General features: G+C 57.9%; 11 protein-coding genes and 1 tRNA gene. 5 read left to right on the forward strand and 7 right to left on the reverse strand.

Features of this window, described 5'->3' with window-relative positions; genetic code table 11:
• Positions 1-604: 604 nt before the first annotated feature.
• Positions 605-1,510, reverse strand: a complete 906-nt coding sequence (locus FFS28_RS04490; RefSeq protein ID WP_137848905.1) for a LysR family transcriptional regulator — start codon at positions 1,508-1,510, stop codon at positions 605-607.
• Between the two features lie 110 nt (positions 1,511-1,620).
• On the opposite strand from FFS28_RS04490, the gene FFS28_RS04495 reads away from it, so the two are divergent.
• From FFS28_RS04495 to FFS28_RS04505, 3 genes are all read left to right on the forward strand, one after another.
• Positions 1,621-2,490: a pirin family protein gene (locus FFS28_RS04495; protein ID WP_137848906.1), complete on the forward strand. Its 870-nt coding sequence runs from the start codon at positions 1,621-1,623 to the stop codon at positions 2,488-2,490.
• A gap of 11 nt (positions 2,491-2,501) precedes the next feature.
• Positions 2,502-3,179 (forward strand): isochorismatase family protein, encoded by a 678-nt coding sequence (locus FFS28_RS04500; RefSeq protein ID WP_006174618.1) that lies wholly within the window; start codon positions 2,502-2,504, stop codon positions 3,177-3,179.
• A gap of 137 nt (positions 3,180-3,316) precedes the next feature.
• Positions 3,317-3,404 (forward strand) — tRNA-Ser (locus tag FFS28_RS04505).
• A gap of 599 nt (positions 3,405-4,003) precedes the next feature.
• On the opposite strand, the gene phoH is transcribed toward FFS28_RS04505, so the two are convergent.
• The 4 genes from phoH to efeU form a co-directional block, all read right to left on the reverse strand.
• Positions 4,004-4,792 carry a phosphate starvation-inducible protein PhoH gene (gene phoH, locus FFS28_RS04510; protein ID WP_171007382.1) on the reverse strand — a complete coding sequence of 263 codons (789 nt, stop codon included), beginning with the start codon at positions 4,790-4,792 and terminating at the stop codon, positions 4,004-4,006.
• A 499-nt stretch (positions 4,793-5,291) separates the two neighbouring features.
• The gene (gene efeB, locus FFS28_RS04515; RefSeq protein WP_137848908.1) at positions 5,292-6,575 is read right to left on the reverse strand and encodes an iron uptake transporter deferrochelatase/peroxidase subunit; all 1,284 of its coding nucleotides are present in this window, start codon (positions 6,573-6,575) and stop codon (positions 5,292-5,294) included.
• Positions 6,576-6,580: 5 nt separating this feature from the next.
• Complete coding sequence (gene efeO, locus FFS28_RS04520; protein WP_137848909.1) at positions 6,581-7,708, reverse strand: iron uptake system protein EfeO; 1,128 nt, start codon at positions 7,706-7,708, stop codon at positions 6,581-6,583.
• A 43-nt stretch (positions 7,709-7,751) separates the two neighbouring features.
• Positions 7,752-8,585: an iron uptake transporter permease EfeU gene (gene efeU, locus FFS28_RS04525; protein WP_088207526.1), complete on the reverse strand. Its 834-nt coding sequence runs from the start codon at positions 8,583-8,585 to the stop codon at positions 7,752-7,754.
• Between the two features lie 251 nt (positions 8,586-8,836).
• Between efeU and FFS28_RS04535 the strand changes: the two genes are divergently transcribed.
• The gene (locus FFS28_RS04535) at positions 8,837-10,021 is read left to right on the forward strand and encodes a NupC/NupG family nucleoside CNT transporter (RefSeq protein ID WP_006174611.1); all 1,185 of its coding nucleotides are present in this window, start codon (positions 8,837-8,839) and stop codon (positions 10,019-10,021) included.
• An 87-nt stretch (positions 10,022-10,108) separates the two neighbouring features.
• Here FFS28_RS04535 and FFS28_RS04540 read toward each other — a convergent pair whose 3' ends face one another.
• Both FFS28_RS04540 and putP read right to left on the reverse strand, forming a co-directional pair.
• Positions 10,109-10,528, reverse strand: a complete 420-nt coding sequence (locus FFS28_RS04540; RefSeq protein WP_137848911.1) for a DUF3574 domain-containing protein — start codon at positions 10,526-10,528, stop codon at positions 10,109-10,111.
• 116 nt (positions 10,529-10,644) lie between these two features.
• Complete coding sequence (gene putP, locus FFS28_RS04545; protein WP_137848912.1) at positions 10,645-12,153, reverse strand: sodium/proline symporter PutP; 1,509 nt, start codon at positions 12,151-12,153, stop codon at positions 10,645-10,647.
• 423 nt (positions 12,154-12,576) lie between these two features.
• Between putP and putA the strand changes: the two genes are divergently transcribed.
• Complete coding sequence (gene putA / locus FFS28_RS04550) at positions 12,577-16,539, forward strand: trifunctional transcriptional regulator/proline dehydrogenase/L-glutamate gamma-semialdehyde dehydrogenase (RefSeq protein WP_137848913.1); 3,963 nt, start codon at positions 12,577-12,579, stop codon at positions 16,537-16,539.
• Positions 16,540-16,573: the final 34 nt, after the last annotated feature.

A 16,573-nucleotide genomic window follows, 5' to 3' on the forward strand; every position in this document is an offset into this window, starting at 1 on the left:
CACCGGGGGGATGAGAACGCCCGACCGGGGTTCGACAACGGGCGACAGCCCGTTGGACAGACTGGGCGCGCAGCGAACAGGCTGCCCGCAGGGCGAGCGCAGCGAGTCAATCCCCCCCTCACCGCCATATTTAAAGAAGAGCTCGTACGAAAGTACGGGCTTTTTTTTCGCATGTCGCACACCACCGGGGGGATGAGAACGCCCGACCGGGGTTCGACAACGGGCGACAGCCCGTTGGACAGACTGGGCGCGCAGCGAACAGGCTGCCCGCAGGGCGAGCGCAGCGAGTCAATCCTCCCCTCACCGCCATATTTAAAGAAGAGCTCGTACGAAAGTACGGGCTTTTTTTTCGCATGTTGCACACCACCGGGGGGATGAGAACCCCCGACCGGGGTTCGACAACGGGCGACAGCCCGTTGGACAGACTGGGCGCGCAGCGAACAGGCTGCCCGCAGGGCGAGCGCAGCGAGTCAATCCCCCCCTCACCGCCATATTCAAGAAAGAGCTCGTACGAAAGTACGGGCTTTTTTTTTGCATGTTGCACTTTACCCTTGTGCGGTCTGGGCCCCTCACCCTAGCCCTCTCCCCAGGGGAGAGGGAATTATTACTCCTCCACCATACGTGCATACTCTTCGGTGAGGAAATCCACCAGCGTTCTGACGGATGGCAACAGCCCGCGCCGGGACGGATAAACCGCGTGGATCACTTCTCGCCTTGGCTCCCAGTCTTCCAGTACCCGAACGAGTTCACGGGAGGCAAGTTGCTCTTTCACCATCAAAATCGGCAATTGCACTACGCCCACACCCGCCATCGCCGCTTCGCGTAGCGCCAGCATGTCGGTGGTAATAAAGCGCGGCGTGAAATGGATCTCCGCTTTTGCGCCCTGCGGACCGCAGAGATCCCATTTATGCACCTGTTTACCGGCTCCCATGCTTAAGCCCGGCCAGTCGCTCAGCGCCGAGGGGGTAAGCGGTGCGCCCAGGCGTTCAACCAGCTGCCGCCCCGCCACCAGACAATGTCCCCTGTCGGCCAGCACCCTTAGAACCAGATCGCTGTCATCAAACGGACGCGGCCGCACGCGAATCGCCACATCAATCCCCTCGGCTACGGGATCGACCCGCCGATTGGTTGCCTCCAGCTGCAGATTGATGCCTGGATAGCGCGCCAGAAAGCGTGCCAGCATTGGCCCTACGTGGACATGCAGCAACGTAACCGGACAGGTGATCCTGACGATACCGCGCGGTTCGGCCTGCAGCGCAGCCACGGCCTCCTCTGCCGCCTCCGCTTCCACCAGCATTGCCTTACAGTGCTGATAGAACGTCTGCCCAACCTCCGTCACCGTAAACTGCCGCGTGGTACGCTGAATTAACCGCACGCCAAGCCGCTCCTCCAGCTGAGCTATCCGGCGGCTCAGTTTCGATTTAGGCTCATCAAGCGCCCGCCCCGCTGCCGCAAATCCTCCGTGCTCGACCACTTTCACAAACCAGGCTAAATCGTTGAGATCCTGCATACCCTCTCCATCGTTCCACAAACGGAACAGTGAGTGCCATTTTCACGCTCTACCGGAATATTAGACCTGAATATAAGCTAATTACATCAACAGAACATCAGGAGTTCATCATGAAACAGGTCACAGGCGTTTATACCGCACCGCGACAGCACTGGGTCGGCGACGGTTTTCCGGTTCGCTCGATGTTTTCTTATCAGACGCACGGTGAACCGCTCAGCCCGTTCCTGCTTTTGGACTACGCCGGTCCCTTTACCTTCCCGGCTGACGGTGCAAAACGCGGCGTTGGTCAGCATCCTCATCGTGGATTTGAAACAGTCACCATTGTCTATTCCGGCGAAGTGGAGCATCGCGATTCGACGGGACAAGGCGGCGTGATTGGACCGGGCGATGTGCAGTGGATGACGGCAGGCTCGGGCATTTTGCACGAAGAGTTTCACTCCAGCGCGTTCTCGCAAAAAGGAGGGGAACTCAAAATGATGCAGCTGTGGGTCAACCTGCCTGCGAAAGACAAAATGGCCGCACCCGGCTATCAAAGCATCACCAAAGAGACGATCCCGGTGGTGACGCTGCCGGACGACAGTGGAACGCTGCGGGTGATCGCAGGCCGCTATGGCGAGACTGACGGCCCGGCCCGGTCGTTCTCCCCGCTGAACGTCTGGGATATGACGCTGAATCAGGGAAGCTACCACACGTTCCAGCAGCCCGAAGGCTGGAGCACAGCGCTTGTGGTGCTGGAAGGAAGCGTCACGGTGAACGGCACCGCCCAGGCGGGTGAAGCGCAGCTGGTGGTGCTCAGCCAGCAAGGTGACAGCGTCCACCTGGAAGCCAACAGCGATACCAAAGTGCTGCTGATGGCGGGCGAACCGCTGAACGAGCCGATCGTCGGTTACGGCCCGTTTGTGATGAACAGTAAAACCGAAATCGCAGAAGCTATCCGTGATTTCAACTCAGGCCGTTTTGGCCAGATCCTCTCGTCATAAAGGAGAAGAACATGTCTACACCTGCAAATTTTAACGGTTCCCGCCCGGTCATTGATGCGAATGACGCGGTCATGCTGCTTATCGATCATCAGAGCGGGCTGTTCCAGACCGTTGGCGACATGCCTATGCCGGAACTGCGCGCCCGTGCGGCAGCACTGGCAAAAATCGCAACGCTTGCACAGATCCCGGTGATTACCACTGCATCCGTTCCGCAGGGGCCAAACGGACCGCTGATCCCGGAGATCCACGCCAACGCGCCGCACGCCCAGTACGTAGCCCGAAAAGGTGAGATTAACGCCTGGGATAACCCGGAGTTTGTGGCAGCGGTAAAAGCCACCGGGCGTAACACGCTGATTATTGCCGGGACCATCACCAGCGTCTGCATGGCGTTCCCGTCCATCAGCGCGGTGGCGGACGGCTATAAAGTGTTTGCGGTGATTGATGCCTCTGGCACCTACAGCAAAATGGCGCAGGAGATCACCCTGGCCCGTGTGGTTCAGGCGGGCGTTGTGCCAATGGATACCGCTGCCGTGGCTTCTGAGATCCAGCGGACATGGAATCGTGAAGACGCTGCACAGTGGGCTGAGGTTTATACGCATATCTTCCCGGCCTATCAGCTGTTGATCGAAAGCTACGGTAAGGCGCAGGAGGTCGTGAAAAACGGCGAAATGCTCGATTCACAGCGTTAATACCCCGTGCTGCGACCTAAGCTGATTAAGGCTTAACCGAACAAGCACGAATACAGAAAATCTGCTTGACCGTTTTAGCGCAACTCCCTATAGTAGCGCCCCGTTGCCCCCCAAGCGGTCAGGCAGCAAAACAATATGGTGAGGTGTCCGAGTGGCTGAAGGAGCACGCCTGGAAAGTGTGTATACGGCAACGTATCGGGGGTTCGAATCCCCCCCTCACCGCCATATTTGAAGAAGAGCTTGCATGAAAATGCGGGCTTTTTTTTTGCATGTTGCACACCACCGGGGGGATGAGAACCCCCGACCGGGGTTCGATAACGGGCGACAGCCCGTTGGACAGACTGGGCGCGCAGCGAACAGGCTGCCCGCAGGGCGAGCGCAGCGAGTCAATCCCCCCCTCACCGCCATATTTGAAGAAGAGCTCGTACGAAAGTACGGGCTTTTTTTTTCGCATGTTGCACACCCCCGGGGGGATGAGAACTCCCGACCGGGGTTCGACAACGGGCGGCAGCCCGTTGGACAGACTGGGCGCGCAGCGAACAGGCTGCCCGAAGGGCGAGCGCAGCGAGTCAATCCCCCCCTCACCGCCATATTTAAAGAAGAGCTCGTACGAAAGTACGGGCTTTTTTTTTGCATGTTGCACTTCACCCTTGTGCGGTCTGGGCCCCTCACCCTAACCCTCTCCCCAGGGGAGAGGGAAAACGTCCTAACCTTTGGTAAAACCGCATCGGCCCCGTAGGCCGGGTAAGCGCAGCGCCACCCGGCGCAACAAACCGCACAAAAAACAAAGCCCGGTTCCCCGGGCCTTGAACACAACACGTCACTCAGTAGTACGCCTGCAGCGTTCGCTGGCACAGTGCCGAACGCACGCAGTCATCTTTGGTAAAGCGTACCACCCCAATCATCTCGTCTTCTTCAAAACGAGCCATGGCGTCACTCAGGCCGGACTTGACGCCCGACGGCAGGTCGCACTGGGTGATATCGCCATTGACGATGACCGTCACGTTCTCCCCGAGGCGCGTTAAAAACATCTTCATTTGCGCTGCAGTCACGTTCTGAGCCTCGTCAAGGATCACGACCGCATTTTCAAATGTACGTCCGCGCATATAGGCGAACGGCGCGATTTCCACCTTGCCAATCTCTGGCCGCAGGCAGTACTGCATAAAGGATGCGCCCAGCCGCTTCACCAGCACGTCATAAACGGGCCTGAAGTAGGGAGCAAACTTCTCTGAGATATCACCGGGTAAGAAGCCGAGATCTTCATCAGCCTGCAGTACCGGACGGGTGACAATAATTCTGTCCACGTCCTTGTGGATCAGCGCCTCTGCCGCTTTGGCCGCGCTAATCCAGGTTTTCCCGCATCCGGCTTCACCGGTTGCAAAGATGAGCTGTTTACTCTCGATAGCATTCAGGTAGTGCGCCTGAGCTTCATTCCGCGCCATAATTGGGGAAGTATCACGGCAGTCCCGCGCCATGCCAATTGCTTCTACGCCACTCATCTGCACAAGCGAGGTGACCGACTCTTCTTCACGCTGTTTATGACTACGTGAATCCCGTCTCAGCACACGTTTTGCTTCGCGACGAGCTTTGATCACTGCTTTTTGTCTTCCCATGGATAGCACCTTGAGTTGTTGGTATTCATCACACGCGCCAGCGTCGGCACGATTATGCGCACAAACATCAGAGGGTTGGCTTCCTTGTAAGCCATTGCTTGCTTTGCCGGATGACGACACAAAACGGCTACGCGCACCATTTTGCACGTCGGTAGTAAGAGGGTGTTGCGTTGAGGGGGATAAATCTGTAGTGAAGAGATCGCTGCCGGAGTCAGAGCCTCCGCGCCGGGTGCTGCGGTTGTTACGCTTACCTTGTCCAGTACAGGACGCTACCATTCGCGATCTCCATAGTGAATCAGTTTCACTGCCGGGAACTACCGCTGTCTTATCTTAAGTACATCAGGGATTATCATAAATGCAACATTTATTTTACCATAATGCAACTTTTAAGACTGCACCTGCAGTGGATTCAGTCTCATATAGAAATATTACAGAAAAATAACAACAAGATAGTCATCGCGAAAAATAATGTCCCTGCGAACAATCGCAGGGACGATTATCAGGCTTCGATCAGACCCTGACCGAGATAGGCATCTGGCGTGCGCGGTCCAGGCAGAGCAAAGAAATAGCCACCGCCGATAGGTTTAATATACTCCTCCAGCGCTTCGCCGTTGAGCCGCTTCTGCACCGTCAGGAAGCCTTTCTCAAGGTCGTGCTGGTAGCAGACAAACAGCAGCCCCATATCGAGCTGGCCGGCGTTTGTCACGCCCAGGGAGTAACTGTAGCCGCGGCGCATCATCAGGCTGGACTGTGTTTCTGGCGTGCGCGGATTGGCGAGCCGGATATGGCTATCCAGCGCAATCACGTCCCCTTGCGGGTCGCGGGCATAGTCGGGCACGTCATGCTCGTTCTTCATGCCGAGCGGCGCGCCGCTTTGCTTATCGCGACCGAAGATCGTCTGCTGTTCTTTAAGCGGCGTGCGATCCCAGAACTCGACGTGGAACTGAATGATCCGCACCGCCTGATAGCTGCCGCCCACCGCCCACGCCGGTTCCCCCTGGCTGGCGGTCACCCAGACCACCTCGTTCATCAGCGTGGCATCGCTGCTGTCCGGGTTGGCCGTGCCGTCCTTAAAGCCCAGCAGGTTGACCGGCGTCTCTTTTCCTTTACTGCGGGCAGCGTGGTCAGAGATAAACCCTTCCCGCTTCCAGCGCACGCTCAGCAGGTCCGGCGTGTGCTTAATAATGTCCCGCAGGGCGTGGATCACCGTGTCCTGCGTATTGGCGCAGATCTGCAGCAGCAGATCGCCATGACAGAGGGCCGCGTCGAGGGAGTCGTTGGGAAAACGCGTCATCTTTTGCAGTGAAATGGGCTTTTGTTTGGTCAGCCCGTAGCGTGTATCAAACAGCGATTCACCCAGCGATACGGTGATTGTCAGATTATCGGGGGCGATAAACGGCCCCAGAATACCGGAGTCCATCGGCGGCAGGCGCGGATTTGGCGTATCCGGGGCTGGTCCACCCGCGGTGAGAAACGCGATACGTGCCGTCAGCAGGCGGAACAAACGCTCCAGGTCGGGTTTGTCACTTGCCAGTGAATCGAAAGCCACCAGCATCATGGAGGCCTGCTGCGGGGTCAAAATGCCCGACTGGTGCACGCCGTAAAACGACTGGGTCTCCATGCGGGCATCCGGTGACAGCGTGCCGGGGGCACTCTGCGGTTTTGCCGCATGTGCCACCGGACACCCTCCCGCCAGGGCAAGCGCGCCGCCGAGCGCCCCTACCCCTTTCAGTAACCGACGTCGCGACGGTTTTGCGACGTCATACTCGTCTTGCTTGTTCATTCTACTCAGTCCAGACCCAGCACGCCGCGCAGCTGAGCCAGATCTTCCGCCAGGGTGGTCACAGGGCCTTTCAGCGCGTTACGGTCAGCGTCGGTCAGTTTGTCGTAGGTTTCAAATCCGTCTTTGGTGCGGTACTTCGCCAGAATAGCGTCGACTTTCCTGAAATTAGCATCGACTTTCGCCAGCAGTTCGCCGTTCTCTTTCTGCAGCTGAGGACGCAGCAAATCAACAATCTTCTGTGCGCCGTCAACGTTCGCCTGGAAATCCCACAGGTCGGTGTGGCTGTAGCGATCTTCTTCACCGCTGATTTTGCTCGCCGCAACTTCTTCAATCAGGCCTGCTGCTCCGCCCACCACTTTTGACGGCGGGAATGCCAGCTCGCTGATGCGTTTTTGCAGGTCCAGCACGTCGCTGTTCAACTGCTCTGCATATTTCTCCATCCCTTTGGTGGCGTTGTCGCCGAACAGAGCTTTTTCAAGGCGGTGGAAGCCGGTGAATTTAGGATCGGCGGCTTTCTGCTCGTAGTCATCTTCGCGGGCATCGATACTGCCGTCGAGGTCGGAGAACAGCTCGGCAATCGGTTCGATACGCTCATAGTGCTGGCGGGTTGGGGCATACAGGGATTTCGCTTTTTCGATATCCCCTGATTTCACCGCGTCGGTAAAGGCTTTTGTTCCGGCAACCAGATCCGCAGTCTCTTTCATGACATACGCTTTATACGCGGTGATGGCCTCGCCCAGGCTCAGCAGGGCATCCCCTTTGGCCGCGTCAGCAGTGGCTTCGCCCTTGACGATCAGTTTCCCTTTTGGGTTCGTCAACAGACCGCAGGTCATATCATATTCACCCGGTTGCAGGTTAGCGGTCATCTTCTGGGTGAAGCCCGGCGCGATATTTTCGCGCTCTTCCACCACCATCACGCCTTTGAGGATCTCCCACTCCAGCGCCTTCTGACTGTGGTTTTGAATAATAAACTGGGTTTTACCGCTGTTAACCGTGATGGTCATCGGTTCACACTGCTTATCATTCACGGTGACTTTCACCTGCGGAATATCAGCGGCCTGCGCGGATAATGCAGACGCAAAGAGCGCCGCCATACCAACCTGTAACGCACTACGACGAAATTGAATTGCCATGACCTTTCCCGTTTAAAAGTATGTTGTAACTAAATTATGCACTTCACGGCGCGATTTGCGACGGCTGAGTGCTGGGGCGCGAAGGCATAAAGAACAGCACCAGCGCCGGAATAAGGTAGAGGAAGTACACCGCCACTTCGCTGATGCTTGGCGTTTCCTGGTAGCCAAAAATGCCTTCCAGTAACGTTCCGGTCAGAGAATGGGTGGAGAGAATGCCGCTGAGGTTAAACGCCACGTCCTGGAAGTGATTCCACAGCCCGGCTTCATGGAAGGCGCGGATCGCCCCCGCCGCCAGCCCGGCCGCGACCAGCAGAATAAACAGGCTGGTCCATTTGAAAAACGCGCCCAGGTTAAGGCGGATGCCGCCCCAGTAGAGCAGAAAGCCGAGCACGACGGCGGTTGCCAGCCCGAGCATGGCACCCAGCGGCGGCCAGATGCCGACATCCTGCTGGAATGCCGCCAGCAGGAAGAACACCGATTCCAGACCCTCACGCGCGACGGCGAAAAAGACCATCGCGATCAGCGCCCAGCCGTGGTGATTGCCTTTTTGCAGCGCGTTGTCCACCGCCTGCTCCAGCTGCACCTTCACGTTGCGCGACACTTTGCGCATCCAGAACACCATCCAGGTGAGGATCACCACCGCAATCACTGCGACCAGCCCTTCAAACAGCTCTTGTTCCCGTTGCGGGAATTCGCCGGTGGTTTCGTTGATAAGGATTCCGAGCCCCAGACAGAGCGCGGCCGCCAGAAAAACGCCCACCCACATCACGCCAATCCAGCGCCCGCGCTGGGTTCGCTTCAGATAACTGGCGATAAGGCTGACAATCAGGGCCGCTTCAAGGCCTTCACGTAACATAATGAGAAATGGAACAAACATGCCGACACCTTAAATGTTTATCGCGGTCAACTGATGCAAAGAAAGGTAAATTCTTTTGATAGTGATTATCATTACGGCTGAGAGAAAAACAAGCGAAATATGGGGCGTTTTGATGACGAGATGTAAACGGATCGCCGGGTAATAGTTAGCACAGTTATGATTAAGTTTATAAGTTATAACGAAAATGCCCATTTACGGTTAATCAGCGCTGTGGCTAAATGTCCGCCTCAAAAACCAACCGTAACCACACTATGTATAACATTGTCCATTTCCTGCTGGCGCTGGTCATAATCCTCGCCCTTGCCTGGCTGGTGAGTTTCGATCGCCGTCAAATTCGTATTCGCTTTGTCTTACAGCTGATCGTTATTGAAATTGCGCTGGCCTTTTTTTTCCTGCACGCGCAAAGCGGCCTGTTTATTATTCATTACGTCTCGGGATTCTTTGAGTCCCTGCTGAAATTCGCGGCCGAAGGGACGAATTTTGTCTTCGGGGGGATGGGTGAAAAAGGGCTGGCGTTTATTTTCCTCGGCGTACTGTGCCCGATTATATTTATTTCGGCGCTGATTGGTATTCTCCAGCACTGGCGTATTCTGCCGATTTTTATTCGCGTGATCGGCACGCTGCTGTCAAAGCTGAACGGCATGGGCAAGCTGGAATCGTTTAACGCGGTAAGCTCGCTGATCCTCGGCCAGTCGGAAAACTTCATTGCTTACAAAGGCGTCCTGGGCGATCTCTCCTCGCGCCGTCTGTTTACAATGGCTGCCACCGCCATGTCGACCGTTTCCCTGTCGATTGTCGGCGCCTATATGACCATGCTCGATGCCAAATTTGTCGTTGCGGCGCTTATTCTCAACATGTTCAGCACCTTTATTATTCTCTCGATTATCAACCCGGCGCGCCCGGAAGCGGAATCAGAGATTAAGCTGGAAAAACTGCATGAATCGCAAAGCTTCTTTGAAATGCTCGGCGAATATATTCTGGCCGGTTTTAAAGTGGCGATGATTATTCTGGCGATGCTGATTGGCTTTATTGCGCTGATTAGTGCGGTCAACGCCCTCTTCTCCAGCGTATTTGGTATGAGCTTCCAGCAGATCCTGGGCTACGTCTTTTATCCGCTGGCGTGGCTTATTGGGATCCCGCTCCACGATGCCTTGCACGCCGGCAGCATTATGGCAACCAAACTGGTGGCGAACGAGTTTGTGGCGATGATTGAGCTGCAAAAAATTGCCCATCAGATGTCACCGCGCGGGCTGGGCATTTTATCCGTCTTCCTGGTGTCGTTCGCTAACTTTGCGTCTATCGGCATTGTCGCCGGAGCGATTAAAGGCCTTAACGAGCGTCAGGGCAACGTGGTCTCGCGCTTCGGTCTGCGTCTGGTGTATGGCGCAACGCTTGTGAGCCTGCTGTCGGCGAGTTTTGCGGGGCTGGTATTGTAAGATGCTTTGCCGGGTGGCGCTTCGCTTGCACGGGCCTACGGGATTTGTAGGCCCGGTAAGGCGTAGCTGCCACCGGGTCTGGTTTTATCAGAACTGCACGCACACCGGCTGATCGATCCGCATCACCGACTCCTGCGCGAAGCGAGATTTATAGATCCCGCGCAACGCTTCGATATTCTTTTCGCTCTGCGCATCATGAGCATGGATTAGCATCAGCGCTTTACTCGGCTCCCGCGCCACTTTTCCGTCGTTACCCAGCCACTGACCGCGCGCGTCAAACACCGTTAAGCCGTCGCGAAAACGTGTCGTCACGTCCTGATCGACAAACTGCTGCCACTCGTTGCCGGTGATCTGCGCGCCTGCAGGACGGTTTAAGCCGAAATAGAGCGTGGTCTGCTGCATCTGGTTATCTGCTTTGCAGGTCTCCACGGCTGTGCGTTGTGCGGGCGCGTTACAGCCTGCCAGCATCAGTAATGCCGCCACCATAAACCCTGTTTTGATTGTCATTGTTCGCTATCCTCATCGTTATAAGTGCAGCGATATCACCGTAAATGACGGATTTTGGCAAGAAAAAAGCCGGGTGGCGCTAGCGCTTACCCGGCCTACGGTGTTACGTGGAAAAATTATTCTGCCTGCAGCTTAGACGGCGGTGCAGTGTGGTAATGCGCGTCCGCTTCAGCGAAGCGTTTTTGCATCGCAGCAGACGGTGCCTTGCCAAGCAGGCTGAACACCACAATGCCGATGCTGCCGAAGATGAAGCCCGGAATGATTTCGTACAGGCCCAGCCACGCGAACTGTTTCCAGACGATGACGGTGACTGCACCGATAATCATCCCCGCCAGCGCGCCGTTGCGGGTCATGCGCGACCACAGCACCGAGAAGAGCACCACCGGACCAAAGGCCGCGCCGAAGCCTGCCCATGCGTAACTTACCAGCCCCAGCACGCGGTTTTCCGGGTTAGCCGCCAGCGCGATGGAGACCAGCGCCACCACCAGCACCATGAAACGCCCCACCCACACCAGCTCTTTCTGGCTCGCCCCTTTACGCAGGAACGCCTTGTAGAGGTCTTCGGTGATTGCGCTGGAGCAGACCAGCAGCTGGCAGCTCAGGGTCGACATCACCGCCGCCAGAATCGCAGACAGCAGGATACCGGCAATCCACGGGTTAAAGAGGATCTGCGCCAGCTCAATGAACACGCGCTCGGCGTTCTGGTTCACCGCCCCTGCCTGCGCCGGGTTGTTATTGAAATACGCAATCCCGAAGAAGCCGACCGCACATGCGCCAGCCAGACAGAGGATCATCCACGTCATACTGATGCGACGTGCATGGACGATGGTGTGGTGAGAATCTGCCGCCATAAAGCGCGCCAGGATATGCGGCTGACCAAAGTAGCCCAGACCCCAGCCCATCAGGGAGACGATGGCCACGAAGTTAAGCCCCTTCAGCATATCGACGTTTTCGATGCTCTTCTGCTTGATCACTTCCAGCGATTCGCCAAAACCGCCGACGGTGAAAATCACAATCACCGGCGTCAGGATCAGAGCGAAGATCATCAGGCTGGCCTGCACGGTATCCGTCCAGCTTACCGCCAGGAACCCGCCCACGAAGGTATAGATGATGGTTGCGGCGGCACCGGCCCACAGCGCGGTTTCATAGCTCATGCCGAAAGTGCTTTCGAACAGACGTGCACCGGCTACGATGCCGGAGGCGCAGTAGATGGTGAAGAACAGCAGGATCACCACCGCAGAGATAATACGCAGGATGCGGCTGTTGTCTTCGAAGCGGCCGGTGAAGTAGTCCGGCAGCGTCAGGGCGTTATTGTTGGCTTCGGTGTGGACGCGCAGGCGGCCCGCCACCAGCTTCCAGTTGATCCATGCGCCGACGGTCAGGCCGATGGCGATCCAGCTTTCTGAAATCCCGGAAATGAAAATCGCGCCCGGCAGCCCCATCAGCAGCCAGCCGCTCATATCGGAGGCACCCGCAGAGAGCGCGGTCACCATCGGGCCTAAGCTGCGACCGCCCAGAATATAGTCGTCAAAGTTTTTCGTTGAACGCCATGCCAAAAACCCTATCAGGATCATGCCGAGGATATAAACGAGAAATGTCACCAGCATCGGTGTGCTAATTGCCATTCAAATTCTCCAAATTGTCGAGCGACAACCGTCCGGGTTGCCTTGTTATGTCATTACCGGAACGGGGTAATGAGTGTCTGTATTTCTGTTGGCCGCGCGTATCCTGCCGGAAGCAGTGCTCGCACACAAACGATTTAACACGGCATTTACATCAAATACATCCCAGGTTTGATACGTCTTTCCTATAGGTTGCACTCGCTCACGCTTTTACGGGTTGCACCTTTCAAAACTGTTAAGTTCCGCATAAAACCGCGCTACAGACGACCTCGCCTTCGTCATTTTTTAGCTAACCAGCCATTAACAATTAAGCCATTTGCCAGCTTGCAGCACAGGTCACATTTAACACGGTTGCACAAAGTTGCAACATGGTGGATATTTCACGCTAACGATTGAACACGCTTACAGAACAACAGGAGTTTTGGCATGGGGATGACCACCATGGGGGTTAAGCTGGATGACGCTACCCGCGAACGGATTAAAACCGCGGCGACCCGCATTGACCGCACGCCGCACTGGCTAATCAAGCAGGCGATTTATAATTATCTCGAAAGGCTGGAGAGCGACGAAGGGCTGCCCGAGCTGCCTGCCCTGCTCGCCGGCGCAGCGAACGAAAGCGAAGAAACCGCCGCTGTTGTCGAAGAGACCCATCAGCCGTTCCTGGAGTTCGCCGAGCAGATCCTGCCGCAGTCCGTCAGCCGCGCAGCCATTACCGGCGCTTACCGTCGGGCCGAAACCGACGCCGTGCCGATGCTGCTGGAGCAGGCCCGCCTGCCGCAGGACATTGCCGCTCAGGCGCACAGCCTGGCGTACCAGTTGGCCGACAAGCTGCGTAACCAAAAAAATGCCACCGGCCGCGCCGGGATGGTGCAAGGCCTGTTGCAGGAATTTTCCCTCTCCTCTCAGGAAGGCGTGGCGCTGATGTGCCTGGCGGAAGCGCTGCTGCGTATTCCGGACAAAGCCACCCGCGATGCGCTGATCCGCGACAAAATCAGCAACGGCAACTGGCAGTCACACATTGGCCGCAGCCCGTCGCTGTTCGTTAACGCCGCCACCTGGGGGCTGCTGTTTACCGGCAGACTGGTGTCAACCCATAACGAAGCGAATCTTTCCCGCTCGCTGAACCGCATCATTGGCAAGAGCGGCGAGCCGCTGATCCGTAAAGGCGTGGACATGGCGATGCGCCTGATGGGCGAGCAGTTCGTCACCGGGGAAACCATTGCCGAAGCGCTGGCAAATGCCCGCAAGCTCGAGGACAAAGGCTTCCGCTACTCGTATGACATGCTGGGCGAAGCGGCGCTGACCGCCGCCGACGCGCAGGCGTACATGGTCTCTTACCAGCAGGCGATCCACGCCATCGGTAAAGCCTCCAACGGGCGCGGCATTTATGAAGGGCCGGGCATCTCCATCAAGCTTTCTGCCCTGCATCCGCGCTACAGCCGCGCGCAGTACGACCGGGTGATGGAAGAGCTGTATCCACGCCTGAAATCCCTGACCCTGCTGGCGCGCCAGTACGACATCGGGATTAACATCGACGCCGAAGAGGCCGACCGTCTGGAGATCTCCCTCGATCTGCTGGAAAAACTGTGCTTTGAACCGGAGCTGGCGGGCTGGAACGGGATTGGCTTTGTGATCCAGGCCTACCAGAAACGCTGCCCGTTCGTCATTGACTATCTGATTGATCTCGCCTCCCGCAGCCGTCGCCGCCTGATGATCCGTCTGGTGAAAGGCGCCTACTGGGACAGCGAAATCAAACGCGCGCAGATGGAAGGCCTGGAAGGCTATCCGGTCTACACCCGCAAGGTTTACACCGACGTCTCTTACCTCGCCTGTGCGAAAAAACTGCTCGGCGTGCCGAACCTGATCTACCCGCAGTTCGCCACCCACAACGCCCACACGCTGGCGGCAATCTACAGCCTGGCCGGGCAGAACTACTATCCGGGACAGTACGAGTTCCAGTGCCTGCACGGCATGGGCGAACCGCTGTACGAGCAGGTGACCGGCAAAGTGGCCGACGGCAAGCTGAACCGCCCGTGCCGTATTTATGCCCCGGTCGGGACGCATGAAACCCTGCTGGCCTACCTGGTGCGTCGTCTGCTGGAAAACGGCGCGAACACCTCCTTCGTCAACCGCATCGCCGACACTACGCTGCCGCTGGATGAACTGGTGGCCGATCCGGTGCTGGCCGTTGAAAAAATGGCGGCGCAGGAAGGTCAGGTTGGTCTGCCGCATCCGAAAATTGCCCTCCCGCGCGAACTGTACGGCGCAGGCCGTGTTAACTCCGCGGGCCTGGATCTGGCCAACGAACACCGTCTGGCATCCCTCTCCTCTGCCCTGCTCAACAGCGCGTTGCAGAAATGGCAGGCAAAACCGATTCTTGAGCACGCCGTCGACGACGGTGAAATGCAGCCGGTGATCAACCCGGCGGAGCCAAAAGATATCGTCGGCTACGCGCGTGAAGCCACGGAAGCGGAAGTGGAGCAGGCGCTGGAGAGCGCGGTGAACAACGCGCCAATCTGGTTCGCGACGCCGCCGCAGGAGCGTGCCGCCATTCTGGAACGCGCGGCGGTGCTGATGGAAGATCAGATGCAGCAGCTCATCGGCATTCTGGTGCGTGAAGCGGGTAAAACCTTCAGCAACGCCATCGCCGAAGTGCGCGAGGCGGTTGACTTCCTGCATTACTATGCCGGGCAGGTACGCGATGATTTCGATAATGAAACGCACCGTCCGCTTGGCCCGATTGTCTGTATCAGCCCGTGGAACTTCCCACTGGCGATCTTTACCGGCCAGATTGCAGCCGCTCTCGCCGCAGGCAACAGCGTGCTGGCGAAACCGGCCGAGCAAACGCCGCTGATTGCCGCCCAGGGTATCGCTATCCTGCGCGAAGCGGGCGTGCCTGCGGGCGTGGTCCAGCTGGTGCCGGGCCGCGGTGAAACGGTTGGGGCAAAACTGACCTCAGACAACCGCGTACGCGGCGTGATGTTTACCGGCTCCACCGAGGTGGCGACGCTGCTGCAACGCAACATCGCCACGCGTCTGGATGCGCAAGGACGTCCAACGCCGCTGGTGGCTGAAACCGGCGGGATGAACGCCATGATCGTCGACTCCTCCGCGCTCACCGAGCAGGTGGTTGTTGACGTGCTGGCCTCGGCGTTTGACAGCGCAGGTCAGCGCTGCTCGGCCCTGCGCGTGCTGTGCCTGCAGGATGACATTGCCGACCATACGCTGAAAATGCTGCGCGGCGCGATGGCCGAATGCCGCATGGGCAACCCGGGACGCCTCACCACCGACATTGGGCCGGTGATTGACGCCGAGGCGAAAGAGAATATCGAGAACCACATTCAGACGATGCGTGCCAAAGGCCGCCCGGTGTTCCAGGCGGTGCGTGAGAACAGCGAAGACGCCCGCGAATGGCAGACCGGCACCTTTGTCCCGCCAACGCTGATTGAGCTGGCAAGCTTCGACGAGCTGAAAAAAGAGGTCTTCGGGCCAGTGCTGCACGTGGTGCGTTACAACCGAAACAACCTGAACGAGCTTATCGGGCAGATTAACGCCTCCGGCTATGGCCTGACGCTTGGCGTGCATACCCGCATCGATGAAACCATCGCTCAGGTTACCGGCAGCGCGAAAGTCGGCAACCTGTACGTCAACCGCAACATGGTGGGTGCCGTGGTGGGCGTGCAGCCGTTCGGCGGCGAAGGCCTGTCCGGCACCGGTCCGAAAGCGGGTGGACCGATGTACCTGTACCGTCTGCTGGCAAACCGTCCGGAAAATGCGCTAAGCGTTACCCTGGCGCGCCAGGATGCCGCCTACCCGGTAGATGCGCAGCTCAAGGCCGTACTCACGCAGCCGCTGGACGCGCTCATCAAGTGGGCCGACAAGCGTCCGGAGCTGCACACCCTGGCGCAGCAGTACGGCGAGCTGGCGCAGGCCGGTACCCAGCGTCTGCTGCCGGGGCCGACCGGCGAGCGCAACACCTGGACGCTGATGCCGCGCGAGCGCGTACTGTGCATGGCCGATAACGAGCAGGACGCGCTGGTTCAGCTGGCCGCCGCTGCCGCCACGGGTTGTGAGGTGCTGTGGCCGGAAGACGCGCTGCACCGCGATCTCGCGAAGCAGCTGCCGAAAGAGGTGGCCGCCCGCATTCACTTTGCGAAACCGGATGCGCTTCTCACCCAGCCGTTTGACGCAGTGATCTACCACGGCGACTCGGATCAGCTGCGCGAGCTGTGCGAGCAGGTGGCGGCCCGCAGCGGGGCCATCGTGTCGGTGCAGGGCTTTGCCCGCGGTGAAACAAATCTGCTGCTGGAGCGTCTGTACGTTGAACGCTCGCTCAGCGTGAATACCGCCGCCGCAGGGGGCAACGCCAGCCTGATGACTATCGGCTAATTGTGTAAAATCCCCCGGTGGCGCTACGCTTACC

Source organism: Enterobacter sp. 2VL (assembly GCF_005503595.1).
GTDB classification, from domain to species: domain Bacteria; phylum Pseudomonadota; class Gammaproteobacteria; order Enterobacterales; family Enterobacteriaceae; genus Enterobacter; species Enterobacter cancerogenus.

Coding starts and splice junctions, on each gene's coding strand:
- FFS28_RS04490 (WP_137848905.1), bottom strand. CDS start 1,510: ATGCAGGATCTCAACGATTTAGCCTGGTTTGTGAAAGTGGTCGAGCAC.
- FFS28_RS04495 (WP_137848906.1), top strand. CDS start 1,621: ATGAAACAGGTCACAGGCGTTTATACCGCACCGCGACAGCACTGGGTC.
- FFS28_RS04500 (WP_006174618.1), top strand. CDS start 2,502: ATGTCTACACCTGCAAATTTTAACGGTTCCCGCCCGGTCATTGATGCG.
- phoH (WP_171007382.1), bottom strand. CDS start 4,792: ATGGGAAGACAAAAAGCAGTGATCAAAGCTCGTCGCGAAGCAAAACGT.
- efeB (WP_137848908.1), bottom strand. CDS start 6,575: ATGAACAAGCAAGACGAGTATGACGTCGCAAAACCGTCGCGACGTCGG.
- efeO (WP_137848909.1), bottom strand. CDS start 7,708: ATGGCAATTCAATTTCGTCGTAGTGCGTTACAGGTTGGTATGGCGGCG.
- efeU (WP_088207526.1), bottom strand. CDS start 8,585: ATGTTTGTTCCATTTCTCATTATGTTACGTGAAGGCCTTGAAGCGGCC.
- FFS28_RS04535 (WP_006174611.1), top strand. CDS start 8,837: ATGTATAACATTGTCCATTTCCTGCTGGCGCTGGTCATAATCCTCGCC.
- FFS28_RS04540 (WP_137848911.1), bottom strand. CDS start 10,528: ATGACAATCAAAACAGGGTTTATGGTGGCGGCATTACTGATGCTGGCA.
- putP (WP_137848912.1), bottom strand. CDS start 12,153: ATGGCAATTAGCACACCGATGCTGGTGACATTTCTCGTTTATATCCTC.
- putA (WP_137848913.1), top strand. CDS start 12,577: ATGGGGATGACCACCATGGGGGTTAAGCTGGATGACGCTACCCGCGAA.